Annotated in this window: 17 protein-coding genes and 1 tRNA gene; 13 read left to right on the top strand and 5 right to left on the bottom strand. The window is 48.6% G+C overall.

What is annotated here, in order from left to right; all coding sequences use genetic code 11:
- Positions 1–8: 8 nt before the first annotated feature.
- The 4 genes from P397_RS0114150 to P397_RS0114135 all read left to right on the top strand — a co-directional run bounded on the left by P397_RS0114150 (position 9) and on the right by P397_RS0114135 (position 3,154).
- Positions 9–1,223 (top strand): LCP family protein, encoded by a 1,215-nt coding sequence (locus P397_RS0114150; RefSeq protein WP_028106929.1) that lies wholly within the window; start codon positions 9–11, stop codon positions 1,221–1,223.
- Between the two features lie 79 nt (positions 1,224–1,302).
- On the top strand, positions 1,303–2,013 hold the full coding sequence (locus P397_RS0114145; RefSeq protein ID WP_026833864.1) for an NAD(P)-binding oxidoreductase: 711 nt from the start codon (positions 1,303–1,305) through the stop codon (positions 2,011–2,013).
- A 142-nt stretch (positions 2,014–2,155) separates the two neighbouring features.
- Entirely contained in the window at positions 2,156–2,701 is a 546-nt protein-coding gene (locus P397_RS0114140) for a TlpA family protein disulfide reductase (protein WP_026833863.1), read from the top strand.
- Between the two features lie 3 nt (positions 2,702–2,704).
- Entirely contained in the window at positions 2,705–3,154 is a 450-nt protein-coding gene (locus tag P397_RS0114135) for a hypothetical protein (protein ID WP_028106928.1), read from the top strand.
- 92 nt (positions 3,155–3,246) lie between these two features.
- Here the strand turns inward: P397_RS0114135 and P397_RS0114130 are convergent, their stop codons facing one another.
- Both P397_RS0114130 and nhaC read right to left on the bottom strand, forming a co-directional pair.
- Positions 3,247–3,456 (bottom strand): DUF3006 domain-containing protein, encoded by a 210-nt coding sequence (locus tag P397_RS0114130; protein WP_026833861.1) that lies wholly within the window; start codon positions 3,454–3,456, stop codon positions 3,247–3,249.
- 236 nt (positions 3,457–3,692) lie between these two features.
- Entirely contained in the window at positions 3,693–5,066 is a 1,374-nt protein-coding gene (nhaC, locus tag P397_RS0114125; protein ID WP_026833860.1) for a Na+/H+ antiporter NhaC, read from the bottom strand.
- A gap of 499 nt (positions 5,067–5,565) precedes the next feature.
- Between nhaC and argC the strand changes: the two genes are divergently transcribed.
- From argC to argF, 7 genes are read left to right on the top strand one after another with little or no spacing between them, the layout of a single operon-like run.
- Positions 5,566–6,597: an N-acetyl-gamma-glutamyl-phosphate reductase gene (gene argC, locus P397_RS0114115; protein WP_028106927.1), complete on the top strand. Its 1,032-nt coding sequence runs from the start codon at positions 5,566–5,568 to the stop codon at positions 6,595–6,597.
- 14 nt (positions 6,598–6,611) lie between these two features.
- Entirely contained in the window at positions 6,612–7,829 is a 1,218-nt protein-coding gene (gene argJ / locus P397_RS0114110) for a bifunctional glutamate N-acetyltransferase/amino-acid acetyltransferase ArgJ (protein WP_028106926.1), read from the top strand.
- Positions 7,826–8,599 carry an acetylglutamate kinase gene (gene argB, locus P397_RS0114105; RefSeq protein ID WP_028106925.1) on the top strand — a complete coding sequence of 258 codons (774 nt, stop codon included), beginning with the start codon at positions 7,826–7,828 and terminating at the stop codon, positions 8,597–8,599. Before argJ ends, argB begins: the two co-directional genes overlap by 4 nt.
- Entirely contained in the window at positions 8,565–9,707 is a 1,143-nt protein-coding gene (locus P397_RS0114100; protein WP_028106924.1) for an acetylornithine transaminase, read from the top strand. Before argB ends, P397_RS0114100 begins: the two co-directional genes overlap by 35 nt.
- Positions 9,704–10,759 (top strand): carbamoyl phosphate synthase small subunit, encoded by a 1,056-nt coding sequence (locus tag P397_RS0114095; RefSeq protein WP_028106923.1) that lies wholly within the window; start codon positions 9,704–9,706, stop codon positions 10,757–10,759. Before P397_RS0114100 ends, P397_RS0114095 begins: the two co-directional genes overlap by 4 nt.
- Positions 10,746–13,778, top strand: coding sequence for a carbamoyl-phosphate synthase (glutamine-hydrolyzing) large subunit (gene carB, locus P397_RS0114090; RefSeq protein WP_028106922.1), 3,033 nt, complete (start codon positions 10,746–10,748; stop codon positions 13,776–13,778). Before P397_RS0114095 ends, carB begins: the two co-directional genes overlap by 14 nt.
- Positions 13,775–14,716 carry an ornithine carbamoyltransferase gene (gene argF / locus P397_RS0114085; RefSeq protein ID WP_026833853.1) on the top strand — a complete coding sequence of 314 codons (942 nt, stop codon included), beginning with the start codon at positions 13,775–13,777 and terminating at the stop codon, positions 14,714–14,716. Before carB ends, argF begins: the two co-directional genes overlap by 4 nt.
- Positions 14,717–14,767: 51 nt before the next feature.
- On the opposite strand, the gene P397_RS0114080 is transcribed toward argF, so the two are convergent.
- Together P397_RS0114080 and P397_RS0114075 are read right to left on the bottom strand one after the other, a co-directional pair.
- Positions 14,768–15,577: an MBL fold metallo-hydrolase gene (locus P397_RS0114080; protein WP_026833852.1), complete on the bottom strand. Its 810-nt coding sequence runs from the start codon at positions 15,575–15,577 to the stop codon at positions 14,768–14,770.
- Positions 15,578–15,752: 175 nt separating this feature from the next.
- Positions 15,753–15,826: transfer RNA gene (locus P397_RS0114075), tRNA-Gly, on the bottom strand.
- Between the two features lie 370 nt (positions 15,827–16,196).
- On the opposite strand from P397_RS0114075, the gene P397_RS0114070 reads away from it, so the two are divergent.
- Entirely contained in the window at positions 16,197–16,742 is a 546-nt protein-coding gene (locus tag P397_RS0114070; RefSeq protein WP_233550700.1) for an imm11 family protein, read from the top strand.
- Positions 16,739–17,158, top strand: coding sequence for a hypothetical protein (locus tag P397_RS0114065; RefSeq protein ID WP_026833850.1), 420 nt, complete (start codon positions 16,739–16,741; stop codon positions 17,156–17,158). Before P397_RS0114070 ends, P397_RS0114065 begins: the two co-directional genes overlap by 4 nt.
- A 49-nt stretch (positions 17,159–17,207) precedes the next feature.
- Here P397_RS0114065 and P397_RS0114060 read toward each other — a convergent pair whose 3' ends face one another.
- Entirely contained in the window at positions 17,208–18,161 is a 954-nt protein-coding gene (locus tag P397_RS0114060; RefSeq protein WP_081776995.1) for an alpha/beta fold hydrolase, read from the bottom strand.
- Positions 18,162–18,180: the final 19 nt, after the last annotated feature.

Genomic DNA, 18,180 nt, shown 5'->3' with positions numbered 1-18,180 from the left:
GGTAACCTATGGAAGAGTTTCATTCAGGGCGTTCACGGTTAGAGCGAAAACGTCAGGAAGAGTTACGTGAACAAGAAGAAAAAAATCAAGAGGTTCATCAACAACCGGAACAACCGGAAGAAAAGATGTCCGCCCGTCAACGTTATTTAGATGAACCGTCGGAAGCGGAGCAAAAGCGGCCATCCTCTTCGAAAAAAACGTCAAATAAGCGGCGTCTTTCATCCGGTTTTGGAAGCATCATGCGTTCAGGAAGCAAAATGGCGGGGCTTGTCCAACATCGCTTGAGTCAACGCCGTTCGTCACGGAGCCGGCGGACCGAGCAACCGGTTCGCGAAAAAACATCAGACCAACGCTTGAAAAAACAACCGGTTCAAAAAAAGAAGCGCCGTTTCAAATCCAAGCTGATCGGTTTGCTGCTGATTGTTTTAATCGGTCTCATCGTATTTGCCTCGCAACCGTTTACGTTTTTATTGATCGGAAGTGATGCGCGACCGGGTGAATCGTTGCGTGGTTCCAGATCAGATTCCTTGTCCGTCATGCAGTTTGTTCCGCTCTCCCGGACGATCCAATTGACGTCGATTCCCCGTGACACGTACACGCCGATTGCTTGTGAAGACGGGAAAAAAGATAAGATCACGCATGCCTTCGCTTACGGGGGAGAAGACTGCACCAGCAGTGCCGTCGGCGGATTGCTGGAACAAGACATCGACAGTAAGATTGTCATCTCGTTCGACAGCTTCATCGGCTTGATTGACGAAATTGGCGGGATTGATCTCGTGTCGACCGGTACGTTCAGTGAACAAGATGCGAGTGGAAAAGCCAATCAGTATGCTTTCCAAAAAGGGAAGGAATACCACATGGATGGTGCGATGGCGTTAGCCTATTCACGCCACCGGAAAACGGATACCGACGTGGCCCGGGCGAACCGTCAATCGGAAGTCATTCAAGCTGTCGCGACAGACTTGATGAAACCAACCGGCTGGTCGAGCATTCCTGCTGCGAACCGTTATATGAAAGAAGAAATGAATCTGGATGTCAGCGTCCGACAAATGATGACAGCAGGTCTGTCGCTGGCGTTACTTTCCAAACGGGAGCACCTGGAAGTTGAGGGTGTCAGTGAGCGGCTGAACGGGATTTTCTATGATTTCCCGAAGGAAAAAGAATTGGCGGAACTCCGTGCCAAACTGGAGACGACGTTTTACGGGACACTAAAAAACGATTAATTCTTCAAAAAGGGTTTGTTCTTTCTCGAACAGTGGAATTTACTAAAGGTGACTAATCTATCGAGGAGGGACCTATCATATGAAAGTATTAGTTGTAGGTGCATCAGGTACAATCGGAGCTCGTGTCGTCAAGTCGCTAGCCAAAGGTCATCAAGTCACTGTCATCGTCCGGCATCAACACTTAGTCGAACGATTTGAGAAACTGGGTGTCAAGGCGCATTACGTCGACATCGAAACAGAACTCGAAAAGGTCATCGAACATGGAGTTTCGGGGCAGGACGCCGTCATTTGTGCAGCGACAGCCGGTGTTGACGGAGAAGCAACCGAAATCGAGTTGCTCGACCGGACCGTTGCTCTGAAAACGATTGATGCTGCGAAAAAGGCGCGTGTTCGTCATTTCGTCCTCCTCAGTGCATACGGCGCTGACCGCCCGAATCAATTTAAAAAAGACATGTATCCTTTCTACGCGGCAAAAAATGCGGCGGAAGAACAGATCGAGCATAGCGGACTCACCTATACCATCATCTGTCCCGTGAATATCGTCGATGGAGAAGGACGCGGATTGATTGAAGCGGACGAAGATTTAAAAGATGTCAAAGAAGCTACGATCTCTGAAACGGACGTCGCGTCGATTCTAGTCGCAGCTGTCGACAACCGAGCCGTGTTCAACCGCCGTCTCGAAGTCAAGCAGGGGAAGACGGCATTGAATGAAGCGCTTGGCGGAGATGAAGCGGTTGGAAGCGTCAAAGATAACCGCCAAGTCAAAAAACAATTGCCACGATACAATTAAACAAATGATTGGAACAAAATCTCATAAAATATAGATGGCAAGGCAAGTGTCCGATTCCGATTCAGGGATTCGGACACTTTTTTTGTCACAAATGAAACGAAAGATTCTGCTACACTGAATACATAGAGGAGTGAAGATATCAGTGAAAAAATATGTTTTTTATCTAGTGATAGCAGTCGTCCTTTCAGGCATTGCCTACACCAGCTACAACGCCTATCAAACCAAACAAGACCAACAACAGATTCAAGCAAAACAACAGGCGGAAGGCGGACTCGAAACAGGAATGAAAGCGCCGGACCTCGAAATAGAACAAGACGGTCAACCGATTCGTTTATCTGACTTGACGGATCAGCTCATCGTCATTAATTTTTGGGCGACCTGGTGTCCGCCTTGCCGGCAGGAAATTCCGGAATTGAACGCCTTTTCTGAGTCGACGTCCATTCCGGTATACGGCATCAACGTGACGACATCCGAAAGACGATTGACGGATGTCGAAGAGTTTTTAAAGAAAACCCCCGTGGACTATCCGGTACTTTACGATACGAAAGGGCAGTCGGAGAAAGCGTACCGTCTCCTCGCGATGCCTGCGACCTATCTGATTGACGAAACAGGCACGATTGTCGGGAAACATGTCGGACCGGTCACGGAAGAAATGTTGAAAGAGATGGTGCAGAAGATCGGAGGATAAAACATGGAGCTGTCTTGTGGGGCCTGTACGTATCACCAAATCATTGAAGTCGGACAGCAAGAAGAATGGAAGGCATTCCCGTCCATGCTGACATACGGCATGGGAAACTACACGTCAGCGTTGCCGTTTTTATTCGTACCACCGTATCAGGAACCGCTTGTGAGCCGCCAAAAGATCACGGATTCCATGCGCGCTTATATCATCAAGACCTATCATGCACACATCGATGAAATCGAAGAGGGATGGGTGCCGCATCAATATGATTTGTTTCAATGCCCGTGTTGTCTTCGTATCTCGACGCACTTCTGGTGTGCCCTGTTTTTGAAAACGGAAATCATCGAACCGGTGCATCAATGTGAACACGACGGTTCGAAACTAAGACGACTTTCGTTATCGGATATCCATCAAATTCAGTGTCCACAATGTTCCAACAGGGAACTTCGAATCCGTTAAACACCAAAAAAGCCATCTGTAGATAAGGAAGGACTGAAGAAGACGAATGTGTCTACTAGTCAATTCTTATCACCAGAAGGCTTTTTTACGTATCAACCCATTTGCCGAAACGAAAACGTTTGAAAGGAAGATTGACTAGAGTTGGATGCGTCAATCGAGTAACTTGTACCATCAAATAAAATTGTATCACCAAGTCGTGCTTCAGTCGGCAAATAACGACGGGGAATAAAACTAGATCCATTCTCCCAGAGAAGAACAGCATATTTGCCATCAAGCCGTTCTAATGTGCCACGTTTGATCATAATCGAACTCCTCCTACAAATTACACCGAAAGCATCTCCTGAAGCAGGGTGCACGTTTCTCTCTCTCGATTCGCTGTAATTTTTTTATCTTATGTTTGGTATATTCCCATTTCACTTTAGATTTACACATCTTTCTCGACAATCATTGCATTCTGTAGAGTTTTTGTAAAAGCAATTAAAAAAAGAGTAAAACTGAATACACAGTTTTACTCGAAAAAATACGACCGGAATACAGATTAAGCTACTAGATCCTGTGCCGGTTTTTTAGTGGGGCGGATAAAGGCGAGCAGGAACGTAAAGAACGGCGACAGCAACAAGAAGAACGCGAATGGAACGTACGCTGTCACGGGAACACCAAGTGTTGATGCGAAAAAGGCACCTGAGACGCCCCACGGAATTAGCGGATTGACGAGTGTACCGCCATCCTCCAGTGCACGAGACAAGAAGCGAAGATCAATCGAACGATCCTCAAAAATCTTTTTGAACGCTTGTCCGGGCAACAAAATGGACAAGTATTGTTCGCCGGCCATGATGTTGACACCGATCGAAGCAAGGGCAGCAGATGAGATGATGCTGCCATCCCGTTTCAGTTTCGAAACAGTTTTCTCGATGATGACATCGATGACGCCGATGCCTCGGAGGACACCCCCAAAAGCCAATGCAAGCATGACGAGGGAAACAGACCACATCATCGATTGCAGACCACCTTTACTGATGATGCTGGCGACGGTTTGATTTTCTGTTTCTAACTTCAATCCGTTTTGGATGACACTCATCCATTGACCGATATTCCAGTTTCCTTGCGTGATTCCTGTCAAAAGGAGTCCGCTCAAAACACCGGCGATCAACGTTGGGACGACAGGCGTTTTACGCAAAGCAAGAATCATGACAAGGAGCGGGGAAAGCAGTGTCCAAGGTGATAATTGGAACAACCGTGCCAACTCTTGTTGGGTCGATCCAATCGTTTCTGCATCGATTGAACCGTTCCCGCGTCCGAAAATAAAGAACAGGATGAAGGTGATGGTAATGGCGGGAACCGTTGTCCCCATCATGAACCGGATGTGATCAAACACGGAAACATTGACGATGCCGGGTGCAAAATTTGTCGTATCCGATAAAGGAGACATCTTATCTCCGAAACAAGCACCGCTGATGATGGCACCTGCGGCGAGCGCCGGATTGACACCAAGCGCGACGGCGATTCCCATTAAGGCAACGCCGACGGTTCCAATCGTCGTAAACGAACTTCCGGTAAACGTTGAGACAATCATCGTGATGATCAAAGCACTTGGTGCGAACCAGGTGGCGGATAAGGTCTCGAGTCCGAAATGAAGCAGTGTCGGGACGGCCCCGCTCATCATCCAGACAGCAATCGTCATTCCGACGAGCAACATGATCAAAATCGGTTTGATGGCTTCACGAATGCCGTTAATCATATGTTGTTCGAGTGTTTCATAACCGAAGCCGCGAAAGGCAGCGTAAACCGTCACAAAAATTAAACTGGATAAAATGGCAAGATGCGGTTCGGCTTTGGCACCGAATAAAACGGATAATAAAATAATGATACTGATTCCTAGGATAGCTGCGGATTCACGAAAGGACATGCGCATGCTTCCACCTCCTTGTTTCTATAATGCGTTTATGCTTGTTTGCTTTTACGTGTGAAAGTAAAATATGGAACAGTTGCTATGTTATCGAAGATGCGCAGGTTCGTCAACTGTTTGGATTTTAATTTAAAATAAAAAATAAAACAAAATGTGACGATTTTTTGTCGTAAACGCTTTCTTTTTTGCCGGAAATCTTGCACAATAGGAAATAAGAGATGTCTATTTTGTGAACAGGGGGAGAATACATATGTTTACTGCAATTTTTGTAGTGGTCATCGCGTTAATGGGAGCAAGTGTTTTTGGAATCGATCATCTCGTCGCACAGCGTGCAGAAAAACGATAATCATTTAAAAAAAGGCTTTGATCAGTCACATCAGTTTTGATGTCATTGATCAAAGCCTTTTTTGTCGTTCTGCATAATATATAAATAAAAATACAGTTGACAGTATAATTATACATATGTTTAAATCGGTTTATCATTTATTTCAAAGGAGTTCCTCAGATGAGATGTACGATTGTTGGCGCAACAGGATATGCTGCGATTGAACTTATACGGTTGATTGAGCTTCATCCTCAGCTGGAAATCGTTTCGCTGATCAGTGATTCGAAAACAGATGAGAAGATAGAACGATTATACAGCTTCATGAATAAAAATCAGTATCCCGTCTTAACGGAATTTTCGATGGCCCATATTAAGGAGGTCGAAACGGATCTTCTGTTTCTCGCAACACCAAGCGGTATATCGACAGAATACCTCAAACAATTGACCGAGTGGGACGGGAAGACAATCGATTTGAGCGGAGACCTGCGTCTTGAGAAAACATTGTATGAGGCATGGTATGCACACGACGCCATCGATTCATCCATTCAGGCACAAGCCACATATGGATTGACCGAGTGGAAGCGGGAAGACATCAAAAACAGTCGGTTGGTGGCGAACCCGGGATGTTACGCCACAGCAATCTTGTTAGGTTTACTGCCCCTGCTTGAGCAACAGATGATTGATCCGAATCAGATTATCATCCACGCCAGCTCCGGACTATCCGGTGCCGGAAAAACATTGACGGAGCAGACACACCATGTGCGATCGAATGAAAATGTTCGGATGTACAAACAGAATCGTCATCAGCACATTCCGGAAGTCGAGTCCGTCGTCGAAGAAATCACCGGTCAAAAGGTCGTCGTATCCCTTGCGACCTATCTGGTCCCGCTGAATCGAGGAATCATGGCAACGATGACGTTACAACCGCTTGTCGAGAAGACAGAGCATGAATGGCAAGCATGGTTCAGCGAGCGATACCAACAGGAGTCGTTTATTCGAATCAATCAGGCCGATCCGGAAATCAGATCGGCTGCCGGCAGTAACTATTGTGATCTATCCGTGTATCTGGACACGAGGACAGGACGGCTGACGGTCGTATCTGTACTCGATAATATGCAAAAAGGTGCTGCGGGACAGGCGATTCAAAATGCCAATGTCATGAGTGGGTATGACGAAACACTCGGACTGACGCAACAGCCATTCTTTATATAGAAGGGACCATGAATATGTTAAATGTACAAGTGACACCAGTATTGACGGTAACGACACCAAAAGGATTCAAGGCAACGGGGATCCATGTCGGGTTGAGACGCAAACGAAAGGATTTGGCACTTCTGTTGTGTGAAGGCGGTGCGGCTGCGGCGGCTGTCTACACGACGAATCAAATCCAAGCGGCTCCGATCACCGTGACGAAAGAAGCGATGGCGGCGTCAGGCGGAAAAGTGCATGCGGTTTTGGTCAACAGTGGAAATGCCAATGCCTGTACAGGCGAACTGGGATTAACCCATGCCTATGCTTCACAACAAGCTGTTGCCGAGCAATTTCAACTGGCACCGGAACATGTCGTCATAGCCTCGACCGGCATCATCGGTCAACCGCTTCCAATTGACACGCTACTTCAAGGCATCGAACAACTGAAACCTGATACGAAAGAGACCGAGGCGGAGGACTTTGCGACTGCCATTCTGACGACGGACACGGGGACCAAAACGGCCGGACGACAAATCCTGCTGAACGGGGATGTCGTATCGGTATGCGGTGTCGCTAAAGGGTCCGGTATGATTCATCCGAACATGGCGACAATGCTTGGATTTTTGACGACAGATGCTTCGATTGACAGCGTGTTTCTCCAAGAGGTCTTAAAAACAGCCGTCAACCGGACGTTCAACTGCATCACGGTGGACGGAGACAGTTCGACGAATGACATGGTGATGATTCTCGCGAGCGGAGCGGCACAAACCCAATCAATCGAACGGGATTCAACAGAAGCCGAACAGTTCCAGCAGGCCGTCGAGGGCGTCTGTCAGGACCTGGCGAAACAAATTGCACGGGACGGTGAAGGGGCGACGAAACTGATTGAAGTCAAGGTCAATGGCACAAACGAGGAGCTGCTTGCCCGAAAGATTGCCAAACAAATCGTAGGTTCTTCGCTCGTGAAAACAGCGATTTTTGGAGAAGATGCAAACTGGGGACGTATCGTTGCTGCAATCGGCAGTATCGATGAACCGATTGATGTCAGTCAGATTGATATCCGGATCGGCTCCCAAACCGTCCTCCGCCAAAGCATGCCGGTCTGGTTTGACGAGACGGTAGCGTCGGCTGAGCTTGCGGCAGATGTCGTTCAAATCGAAGTGGATTTGAATCAGGGGACAAAAAGCGGACACGCTTTCGGATGTGACTTAACGTACGACTACATTAAAATCAATGCGAGTTACCGGACATGACGAAACGAAAGTTAATCAAACTCGGTGGCAGTGTATTGGAGCAACTGGATCCCCGTTATTACGAGGAGTGGTCCGAATGGTTGAAAGCGAACAACGAATTGATTTTCATGCATGGTGGTGGACCGGCCTTATCTGCCTACTGCCAACAGTTACAGATTGAATCCGTCTTCGAACAAGGGGTCCGGGTCACGACAGATGACGTTTTGCTCGGGGCGGAACGTGTACTCGGAGGCGAAGTGCAGTCTAAAATCGTCTACCAGTTGAATCAACAGGCGTTACCTGCCGTCGGATTGACAGGCATCGACGGCGCGAGCATTCGGGGAGAACGGCAGCCGGACGTCGGTGCGGTCGGACACGTCGTACACGTCGAAGAAAAGCTGTTTCAGACTCTGATGCAAACGGGGTTCATTCCAGTCGTTACATCATTGATCACCGGTTCTGAAGGGACGTTAAACTGTAACGGAGATACGTGTGCCGTTGCCTTAGCCACCGCTCTGCAAGTGGATGAGTTTGAATTGTTGACCGATGTGACCGGCATCAAGCTGAACGGTCGGATGCAATCAGAAGTGACCGTCGCCGATTTGGAAGCGGGACTCGCATCAAACGAAATTAACGGAGGAATGATTCCGAAGTCGATGGCTGTCATCGAAGCGGCAAAACAGGGAATCAAGCATGTCCGGATTCGATTCGGACAAGACGTGACCAGTCCCGGAACTCAAGTGAAGGAGGAGAACAATGAGCGCATTACTACCGACGTATCAGCGTCATGACATTGAGTTGATTGAGGGTTCAGGATCGTTTGTGACGGATACGAAAGGGCAAAGCTATCTCGATTTCACGATGGGTATTGCGGTCTGTAACACAGGACACCGCCATCCGTTTGTTCAACAACGAGTAACGGAACAACTCGGGAAACTGTGGCATACATCGAACCTGTTCATCAGCAGTAAGCAGGAACGTGTCGCTGAGCTGTTGACAAAAGATAGTCACCTCAGTCACGTCTTCTTCTGTAACAGCGGGACAGAGGCGAACGAAGGAGCCTTTAAGCTGATTCGAAAATGGACACAAAAAACGGAGATTCTGACATTCAGTCAATCATTCCACGGTCGAACATTCGCGATGATGGGAGCGACGGGGCAAGAGAAGATCAAAGACGGTTTTGGATCGATGGTTCCGGATTTTAAGCATCTCACCTTCAATGATTTTGAGAGCCTTGACATGATCAGTGAGCAGACGGCTGCCGTGTGGCTCGAGGTCATCCAAGGAGAAGGCGGTGTCATCCCGGCCGAACATGAATGGTTACAGGCTTTGATGGAACAAACGAAAAAATATGACGTCAAAGTGGTCGTCGATGAAGTTCAGACCGGAATCGGACGAACGGGATCACGATATGCCTTTGAACAAACACCGCTGAAGCCGGATATCATCACCGTCGCCAAAGGACTCGGAAGCGGCTTTCCGGTCGGAGCACTCATCACGACAGCTGAGGCGGCAACGGTGTTCACACCGGGAACACACGGTTCAACATTTGGCGGAAATCCGCTCGCCATGACAGCGGCAGAAGCGACGCTTGAATTGCTGTTGCCGGACGAGCAAATGCAACAGGTGCAGAACAAAGGGAAATATCTGATGGCACAGTTAAGTGAATTGCCAGGAACGATGGTTCGGGAAGTGCGTGGTCGTGGACTGATGATCGGAATTGAATGTCATCAAGCCGTCGCACCGTTGATTCAAGCGCTTCAGCAAACCGGACTGCTCGTTGTCAGTGCAGGTCCGAATGTCATTCGATTATTACCGTCACTATTCGTCACGGAGTCAGAACTGGATCTGGCGATCGAAAAAATCAAATCAGTATGCCAACAGGAGGTCATGATGTGAAAACAACAGGAGCATTACAACTGGCAGATGGACAGGTGTATACGGGGGAACTGGCCGGAACGGCATCGGTTCAAGGAGAGGTTGTCTTTTTTACCGGCATGACCGGTTACCAGGAAGTGTTGACCGATCCTTCCTATCGTGGACAGATTATTGTCTTTACCTATCCGTTGATCGGACAATACGGTGTTTCTGCGACGGATTCAGAAAGTCAGCAGATTCAAGTGGCGGGTGTCGTCGTTCAGACGCTTGCGAATAACGGAACCAAATCGGATTTGGCCGACTGGCTGGCAGCATCCGACATTCCTGTCCTCAGTCAAGTCGACACCCGTGCTCTCGTCCATCACCTGCGTACTCACGGTGATCAAGTCGGCTCGATCGGGCTGAACGAGCAATCGTCTTCACAACCGTCGAATTTGATTGCGATGGTTTCGACAAAAACGCATCAGGTTCATGAGACGGATCAAGCGGACGGACACGTGGTCTGTCTAGACTACGGTGTGAAAAAATCGATGATTGACGCGCTCAATGCGCGTCGGATGAAAGTGACGGTCGTTCCGTTTGATACCCCGAAATCCGTGATTGAGGAATTAAAACCGGACGGATTACTCTTCTCCAATGGACCGGGAGACCCGGTGCAACTCGATCACCTGACTGCTGACATCAAACAACTGGCATTATCGTATCCGACGCTCGGCATATGTATGGGGCATCAAATCATTGCCAAAGCCTTTGGTTGTCAAATCGAAAAGCAACATCACGGTCACCGCGGGGCGAATCATCCGGTCCGGGAACTCGCGACAGGACGTGTTTTCATGACTTCACAAAATCATGGCTATGTCGTTCAAACGAGAAGTGTCGAAGCGTCTGAACTTGTTCCTGCTTATCAACATATCAATGATGGTTCAATCGAAGGTCTGCTCCATCCGGCTTATCCGATTTTGACCGTCCAGTTCCATCCGGAAGCTCATCCCGGACCTGTCGAAGCGATGGTGATTTTTGATCAATTCGTAGCAAATATTTTGAAACAGGAGGTAGCGTATGCAAGATCATAAAAAAGTGCTGGTCATCGGATCGGGTCCGATCGTGATCGGACAAGCAGCGGAATTTGACTATTCAGGGACACAGGCATGTCAGACACTTCGGGAAGCGGGATGCGAGGTCATGCTGATGAATTCGAATCCGGCTACGATCATGACGGATCCGTCGACGGCGGACCATATCTATATCGAAGCGATGACCCTCGAGAAGGCCACGGCCATCATCCAGCGTGAACGTCCCACCCACCTGCTCGCGACGGTCGGCGGACAAACGGCCCTGAATCTGGCACTATCGCTCGAAGAAGCCGGTGTGCTCGATCAGTATCAAGTGGAACTGCTCGGCACATCACTCGAAACGATTCGTGATGGCGAAGACCGCGAACGTTTTAAACAGCGGATGCTTGAACTGAATCAACCGCTCCCGACGAGTCAGACAATCGAAACATTGGCTGAACTGGAGGAGTTCATGGAAACGTGTGGTGTTCCGCTTGTCATTCGTCCGGCCTTTACGTTAGGGGGAACGGGCGGCGGAATCGCCAAGACAAAAGCAGAAGCCCGTCTGCTTGCGGCAAACGGCTTACAGGCGAGTCCGATTTCACAATGTCTCGTCGAAGCCAGCATCGCCGGTTATAAAGAAGTTGAGTACGAAGTGATGCGTGATGCGTTTGATACGACGATTATCGTCTGTAACATGGAAAATATTGATCCAGTGGGTGTGCATACCGGCGATTCGGTTGTATTTGCGCCCATTCAATCGATTTCCGACCAGATGAATCAACAGCTCCGAACGGCAGCACGAGAAATCGTCTCCGCCCTCGGGGTCGTCGGAGGGTGTAACATCCAATTTGCGATTCATCCGACCGAACAAACGTATTATGTCATCGAGGTAAATCCACGGGTCAGCCGTTCTTCGGCTCTCGCCTCGAAAGCAACGGGTTATCCGATTGCGAAACTTGCGACCCGTCTTGCTCTCGGTGAACGTTTGGATGACTGCATCAATCCTGTGACGAAGGAGACGATGGCAAGTTTTGAACCTACAATGGACTACGTAACAGCCAAAGTCCCCTGTTTTCCGTTTGATCTCTTCCCGGAAAGCGACCGCAGTCTCGGAACCCAGATGAAGGCGACCGGGGAAAGTATGGCGATGGGGAAGACGCTCGAAGAAGCTTTACAAAAAGCATGGCGCGGTGCAGGCGTTGAACAGGCTCCGCTTTATCCGACTTGGATGAAGCAAGCCGACACGACGGTACTCTGGGAGGAAGTGGAACAGATCACGGATCGCCGTCTGCTTGCGTTGCTTGCGTTATTGGATCGAAAAGAAACGACCTCGCAACAGATTGTCGAATTGACGCAGATTCAACCGCTGTTCATTACGATCCTCGAACGATTGTTAACGATTCAAGATACATTGGATCTGACGTCGGAAGAGTCGCTTTTAACAGCAAAACGGCATGGGTTTACCGACCAACAAATCGCTGGCGTATTGGGTGTCTCGGTGGAATCGGTGCAAGGTCAGCGTCAAGGATTCGGGATCGCACCGGCATTTCAAATGATTGATACGTGTGCTGCTGAATTTTCAAGTCCGACACCTTATTTTTACGGCAGTTGGTCAGGACGGACAGAGGTCACGCCATCCAATCATAAAAAGGTCGCCGTCCTTGGGGCGGGTCCGATTCGCATCGGACAAGGGATCGAGTTTGATTATTGTTCGGTGCATGCCGTTCGGGCGCTTCAACACAGCGGATATGAAACGATTATGATCAACAACAATCCGGAAACGGTTTCGACGGATTTTGAAGTCGCCGACCGGCTCTATGTGGAACCGTTGACGATTGAAGACGTCGTTCATGTGCTCGAAGCGGAGAACTGTCAAGACGTCTTGGTGCAGTTTGGCGGACAAACAGCGATTGCCTTGGCCGCCGAACTGGAACAACGCGGCTATCATCTGCTCGGCACGACGGCAGATACGATTGATGAAATGGAAAACCGTGAGCGGTTTTATCAATTTTTAGACCGACTGGACATCGCACACATTCCCGGTCAAGAGGTCACGAACGAGGAAGAATTGAACGCGGTCATCATGCAACTCGGTTATCCGTTGATGATCCGTCCGTCGTATGTCATCGGCGGGAAAGGCATGCATCGCTTGAAAACAGCCACTGATTTAGAGGCATTGTTACCTGAACTGGCATTTCCGATTTTAGTCGATGCCTATATCGAGGGGAAAGAGTTCGAAGTGGACTGCATCTCTGACGGGACAATGACATATGTTCCGATCATCATGGAACAGATTGAAGCTGCAGGTGTCCATTCCGGAGATTCGACGATGATCCTGCCGCCGGTTTCAGCGACGCAGGCATTGCAGGATGAGATCGAAGCGATTGCGCAGGCCATCGGACAACAGCTGGCGTATAAAGGAGCCTTTAACATTCAGTTCGTCGTCAAAGATCAAAGCCTGTATGTCTTAGAAATCAACCCCCGTGCTTCCCGGACATTACCGATTGTCGCTAAAGTCACGGGTCAACCGTTACTCGAATGGGCAGTCCAGGCAGCGAGCGGACAACGTGTTCATGCGTTACCGGCCAAACGGACGAGCTTACCGTTTCATGCGGTGAAGACTCCGGTTTTCTCGACGTTGAAGTTACGTCATGTGGACCCGATGACAGGACCCGTCATGCGGTCTACCGGGGAAACGTTGCAGTGGACGCCAAACGGATTGGCGAAAGAACGTTTTGCGCATGATGAGACAACAAAAACGTTGCTGACGACACGAACGTTGCATATCGCCGGTAAAGGGACGGAAGGATGGACGGAGGCCGTACCGCTAGACGATGGAACTGATTTTGACCAGTGTCGTGTTTTCTTCTCGATCAGTGAGGACGAACAAGCACAACGTGCCCTGGCTCTGACGAAGGGAGCCGTCGTCATTACCGAACAACACCTTGCGCAGTATTTCGACAGTGTGGAGGAAATCGACATGTTGCCTGTCAAACCATTAGCAGAATGGACGACACGAAAGGAGTTAATCCAATGACGAACACAAAACAGCAGTTACAGCATCTATTGACGCTCGAAGAATTGACGGCGGAGGGATTAACCGAGTTATTGGAGTTGGCGAAAGCGGTCAAACAGACGCCGGCGACATATAAAGAGGCACTGAGTGGAAAAAAAGTGGCGTTGTTGTTCGAAAAGGCCTCTACCCGGACACGGATTTCGTTTGAAGTCGGGGTCATCGAGTTAGGGGGGCATCCCATCGTCTTGAACGGATCAGATATGCAAATCGGACGAGGAGAGTCGTTAAGCGACACGATACAAGTGATGAGTCGGTATGTCGATGCGCTGATGATTCGGACGTTTTCACATGAGACGGTGAAAACGTTAGCGGAGCACGGAACGATTCCAATCATCAATGGATTGACGGATTTACATCACCCGTGCCAAGTTTTAGCCGATTTACTCACGATTGAAGAACATTTCGGAAAACGAGCCGGGAAAGTACTGACCTATATCGGGGACGGAAACAACATGGCTCACTCGTTGTTGATTGGCGGGGCTTTAAGTGGAATGACAGTCCGGATTTGCAGTCCAGCCGCGTATGCACCGGACGCAACGATTGTCGCCGAGGCGAACCGCTTGGCGCAAGCAACAGGCGGGAAAATCGAACAGTACACGGATCCGGTTCAAGCCGCAACGGGAGCGGATATCATCTACAGTGATGTCTTTGCGAGTATGGGGCAAGAAGAGGAGACAGCGCAACGACTGGCGGCGTTCTCAGGCTATCAAGTCAATCAACCGTTGCTGGATGTGGCCGCTGCCGACGTCATCTTCCTCCATTGTCTCCCGGCACACCGGGGAGAAGAAGTGACAGCAGAAGTTATTGATGGTCCACATTCTGTTGTATTTGATCAAGCAGAAAATCGTCTGCATGCCCAAAAAGCCTTGATGTTGGAATTAATCGGGACCACACCGTGACAAAAAGAGACAGTGTCCATTGCTTCAGAAGCGGTGGACACTGTCTCTTTTTTAGTCATACTGTCGTCGAGCGAGTTGTTCGGATTGTTCTTTCTTGACTTGGCGCTTGTTTTTTTCGTGTAAGCGGCTCATGAAAGATGTCCGTTGCCAAGACGGAGACCAGTTCGATTCCTTTCCGGCACGTAAGGCTAAGATATAGTCATAGCTGAGGTGGAGCCGTTCAATCATTTCAGTCCGGACGTCACAAATATGGCCATGACCGGGAATCAGTAACTTGATTTCATATTCATAGATAAACGATTCGAGCAGTTCGAGCGTCGTCAAATATTCGTTGGAATCATGTTCAATCAATGGAATTTCAACATCGGACGCATAATCGCCGCAGACCAGAAGGTGGAGCGGCATGACGACAAAGGACAGGTGTGTCGCTTCGTGACCCGGTGTCAGGAAAAAAATCAGCTTGGTTTTACCGATTGTCAAAGTGGTTTCTGATTCATCGATGACATGGGTGATGTTCGGAAACAAGACCGGGGATTCGATGTAATATTCATCATTAAAATTCTGGACTTCTTCCAGCGCGGCGGCTTGATCGACATCGATGAACCGACGAGAGGCAATCGCAATCGCATCTTTGAAAGCGTAAGCACCTAATATGTGATCGAAATGGGCGTGCGTATAAACGATATAAAGAGGACGGTCGTGCCGGATGATTTCGACGTCCCGGCGAATCGTGGCGATTTCGTCCGGTAGCCAGCCTGGATCAACGACAATCAGACAGTCGGGTGTTTCAATCAACGTCGAAGTCGTTTTCATTAACGTGCTTTGATAGACCGTTACACCGGGCATCTTCATCTGAATCATAAGACTCCTCCTCATTCCTAAGTAGAAACTTTTATACCGGACTATACCCAAAAAGATGCGCCCTGTATCGCGAAGGACAAAAAAAGACGATTCGCATCGCGCGAATCGTCTTCCCCTCGAGAGGGTTATAAAAGTCGTTGACCTATGTGTCGTTGACCTATGTTATGTCATAAATTGGAGCGGGTGAAGAGAATCGAACTCTCATCATCAGCTTGGAAGGCTGAGGTTTTACCACTAAACTACACCCGCAAAAGTTGCTCAATAAAGTTGCTACATGAGATATAGTAGCATAGCAAAGAACAGATATCCATAACTTTTAGAAAAAAAGTCAATAGTTTTGATTTTTCCAGACGGATTGAACAGGGCTCTTGTAGCTCAAAAAACACCCGTCGAGCATTAAAGAGCGGCTGTTCTTTGGGTACGCCAACCACAATCGACACGAGGTGCTGCCTGTCATCGATCTCGTTCGAAGATTTCACCGTTTGAAACGGACGACACCCGAATCTTGTGATTCCAATCGTGCGCAGTTAAAGTGTACAATAACAATAGCTAAATCGTTTACATGAGCTTCCTGCGACGAGCATGAATGCCCGAGGATGGAAAGAGGAGCGAATGACTGGTGAACAAAGTTCGAGTTTGGAGCGAACAGGCGATGGGAAAAGGATGGAGGGCGACCTGTCATCATCAAATCGATCGTTATCGCTTCATGACAGGAGAGTGGTTTCTGAACACAAGCTTACTTGCCTTTTCAATCGAACAGGATGCGGATATGTTACCGGACGTGCTTCCGAACGAATTGAATATCCCGCTGGTATCGGAACGGATGAAACAGACATTGGAACGGTTGACTCCGTTTTCTGTACAATGTCTTCGGGTCCAGTTGAAGACGCGGTCGGGATTAAGCAATTACTATCTCATCAATATACTAGCGGTAAGACGGGTGGAGCATTTACATAAGACAAATATTTTCCGCACCATTCGGAAGAGACAGGTCTATTTCATGACGGAGCGGATCATCAGTGAGTCGCTTGGTCCCCACCACATCTTGCGAGATGAACGGACGGATCGTATTTTCCTTTCGGACACGCTAGCACGGTATTTGGAACAACTGACCGTGACAGGAGTACATTTTGGCGAGATAAATCGAATGGAGGAAATTATATGAAACATTACACGGTCGATAATTGGATTACTCTTGAATATCCACAGACGTTTGAATACCAGGAAGAGGAAACGTTCGTTAGTTTTTATTCGACGGAAGAAAATGCGATGGGCACCTTACAGTTGTCGATTTATGAGTCGGATGCAGAAGAACTGACACCGTTTGAAGCGGCTGAACAAGAAATCAATTTGTTGGTAGAAGAGTTTGGCATTGAATTGACGGGACCTCTTGAAGCGCGTCGGAATACACCAAAAGAAGCCTTGCTTGCTGTTGATGGAAAAGAAGAAGATGTGTTTATCCGCATCTTTGCCTACTCCGACGGCGAACGTCTTGTGCTGTTGACTTATTCTGCTGATCGAGAGTCATTGGAATTAGAAGAAATCGAAACGATGATCCGTTCATTGAGCTGGATCCATTGATCAAAAAGGAGTCACCCTCTAAGCGATAGAGGATGACTCCTTTTTTTGATTATGGGTGTCCTTGTCTCCGGACAGAAGAAGGAAGACGGGATCCAACCTGTTTATTCAGCCAGCCCGCAATATCCGCGAAGACACGAATCCGCTCAAATTCGTGAAACAGTTCATGGCGCAATCCGCGATAGACGGTGAGTTGAACACCTTCAACACGAACCCGGTTATAGTCGTCGAACAAGGTATGAATCCCTTTTCCGTCAAAGGCGACGGGATCATCTTCACCGGCAATCAGTAACAACGGAAGATGCCGCGGATGCTGATAAAGATAAGACAGGGAGTTCACGGCTTTTGTTGCAGAAAGCAATTCATGAAAGAATCCAAGTGTCACAGTTTGACCAGACAATACGTCTTCATCATAACGCATGACCGACTGCGGGTCGGACGATAACCAAGCATTTGGCGACAAGGCCGGGAAAAAGCGTAAGTTGTAGCGGCCAAAAACCAATTTACTCATGCCTTCTGCTGGGTGCTGCGCCGATGTTTGCTCGATCAATTGCCGAACGATTTTTTTACTGATATTTCCGAGTATTCCGCTGTCGGTCGGGGGACCGCTGGCAATGACGCCAGCCAGTTCGTGACCGAGTGTTTGTCCAAGACGTCTTGAAATCAGCGAACCGAAGCTGTGACCAAATGCAAAAATCGGTAAGTCCGGATAGCGGTCTTTAATGTCGTAAACCAATTCTTCCGCATCTTGAACCAACTGATCAAACCCTTGATTCGGTTCTAAGTGACCCAACTGAGGAGCCTGAGCACCAAAGCAGCGTAGATCCGGGATGACGGTGTGATAGTGATGGGCATACAGAAACTCGGCAAATTCCTGGTAACGTTCCCCGTGTTCCATCATGCCGTGAAAAACGATGACGACACCTTTAGGCGCACTTGCTTCCAAAAGATGCATGTTCGTCGTATGACCGTCAGATGCAATCCAGTGTGTATGATCGATTGTCATGTATATCATCCTTCCTTGA

Source organism: Exiguobacterium undae DSM 14481, assembly GCF_000620805.1.
Taxonomy (GTDB): Bacteria; Bacillota; Bacilli; order Exiguobacteriales; family Exiguobacteriaceae; genus Exiguobacterium_A; species Exiguobacterium_A undae.
The sequence above is the reverse complement of the archived record's forward strand: the minus strand, read 5'-3'. Positions and strand labels throughout refer to the sequence as shown.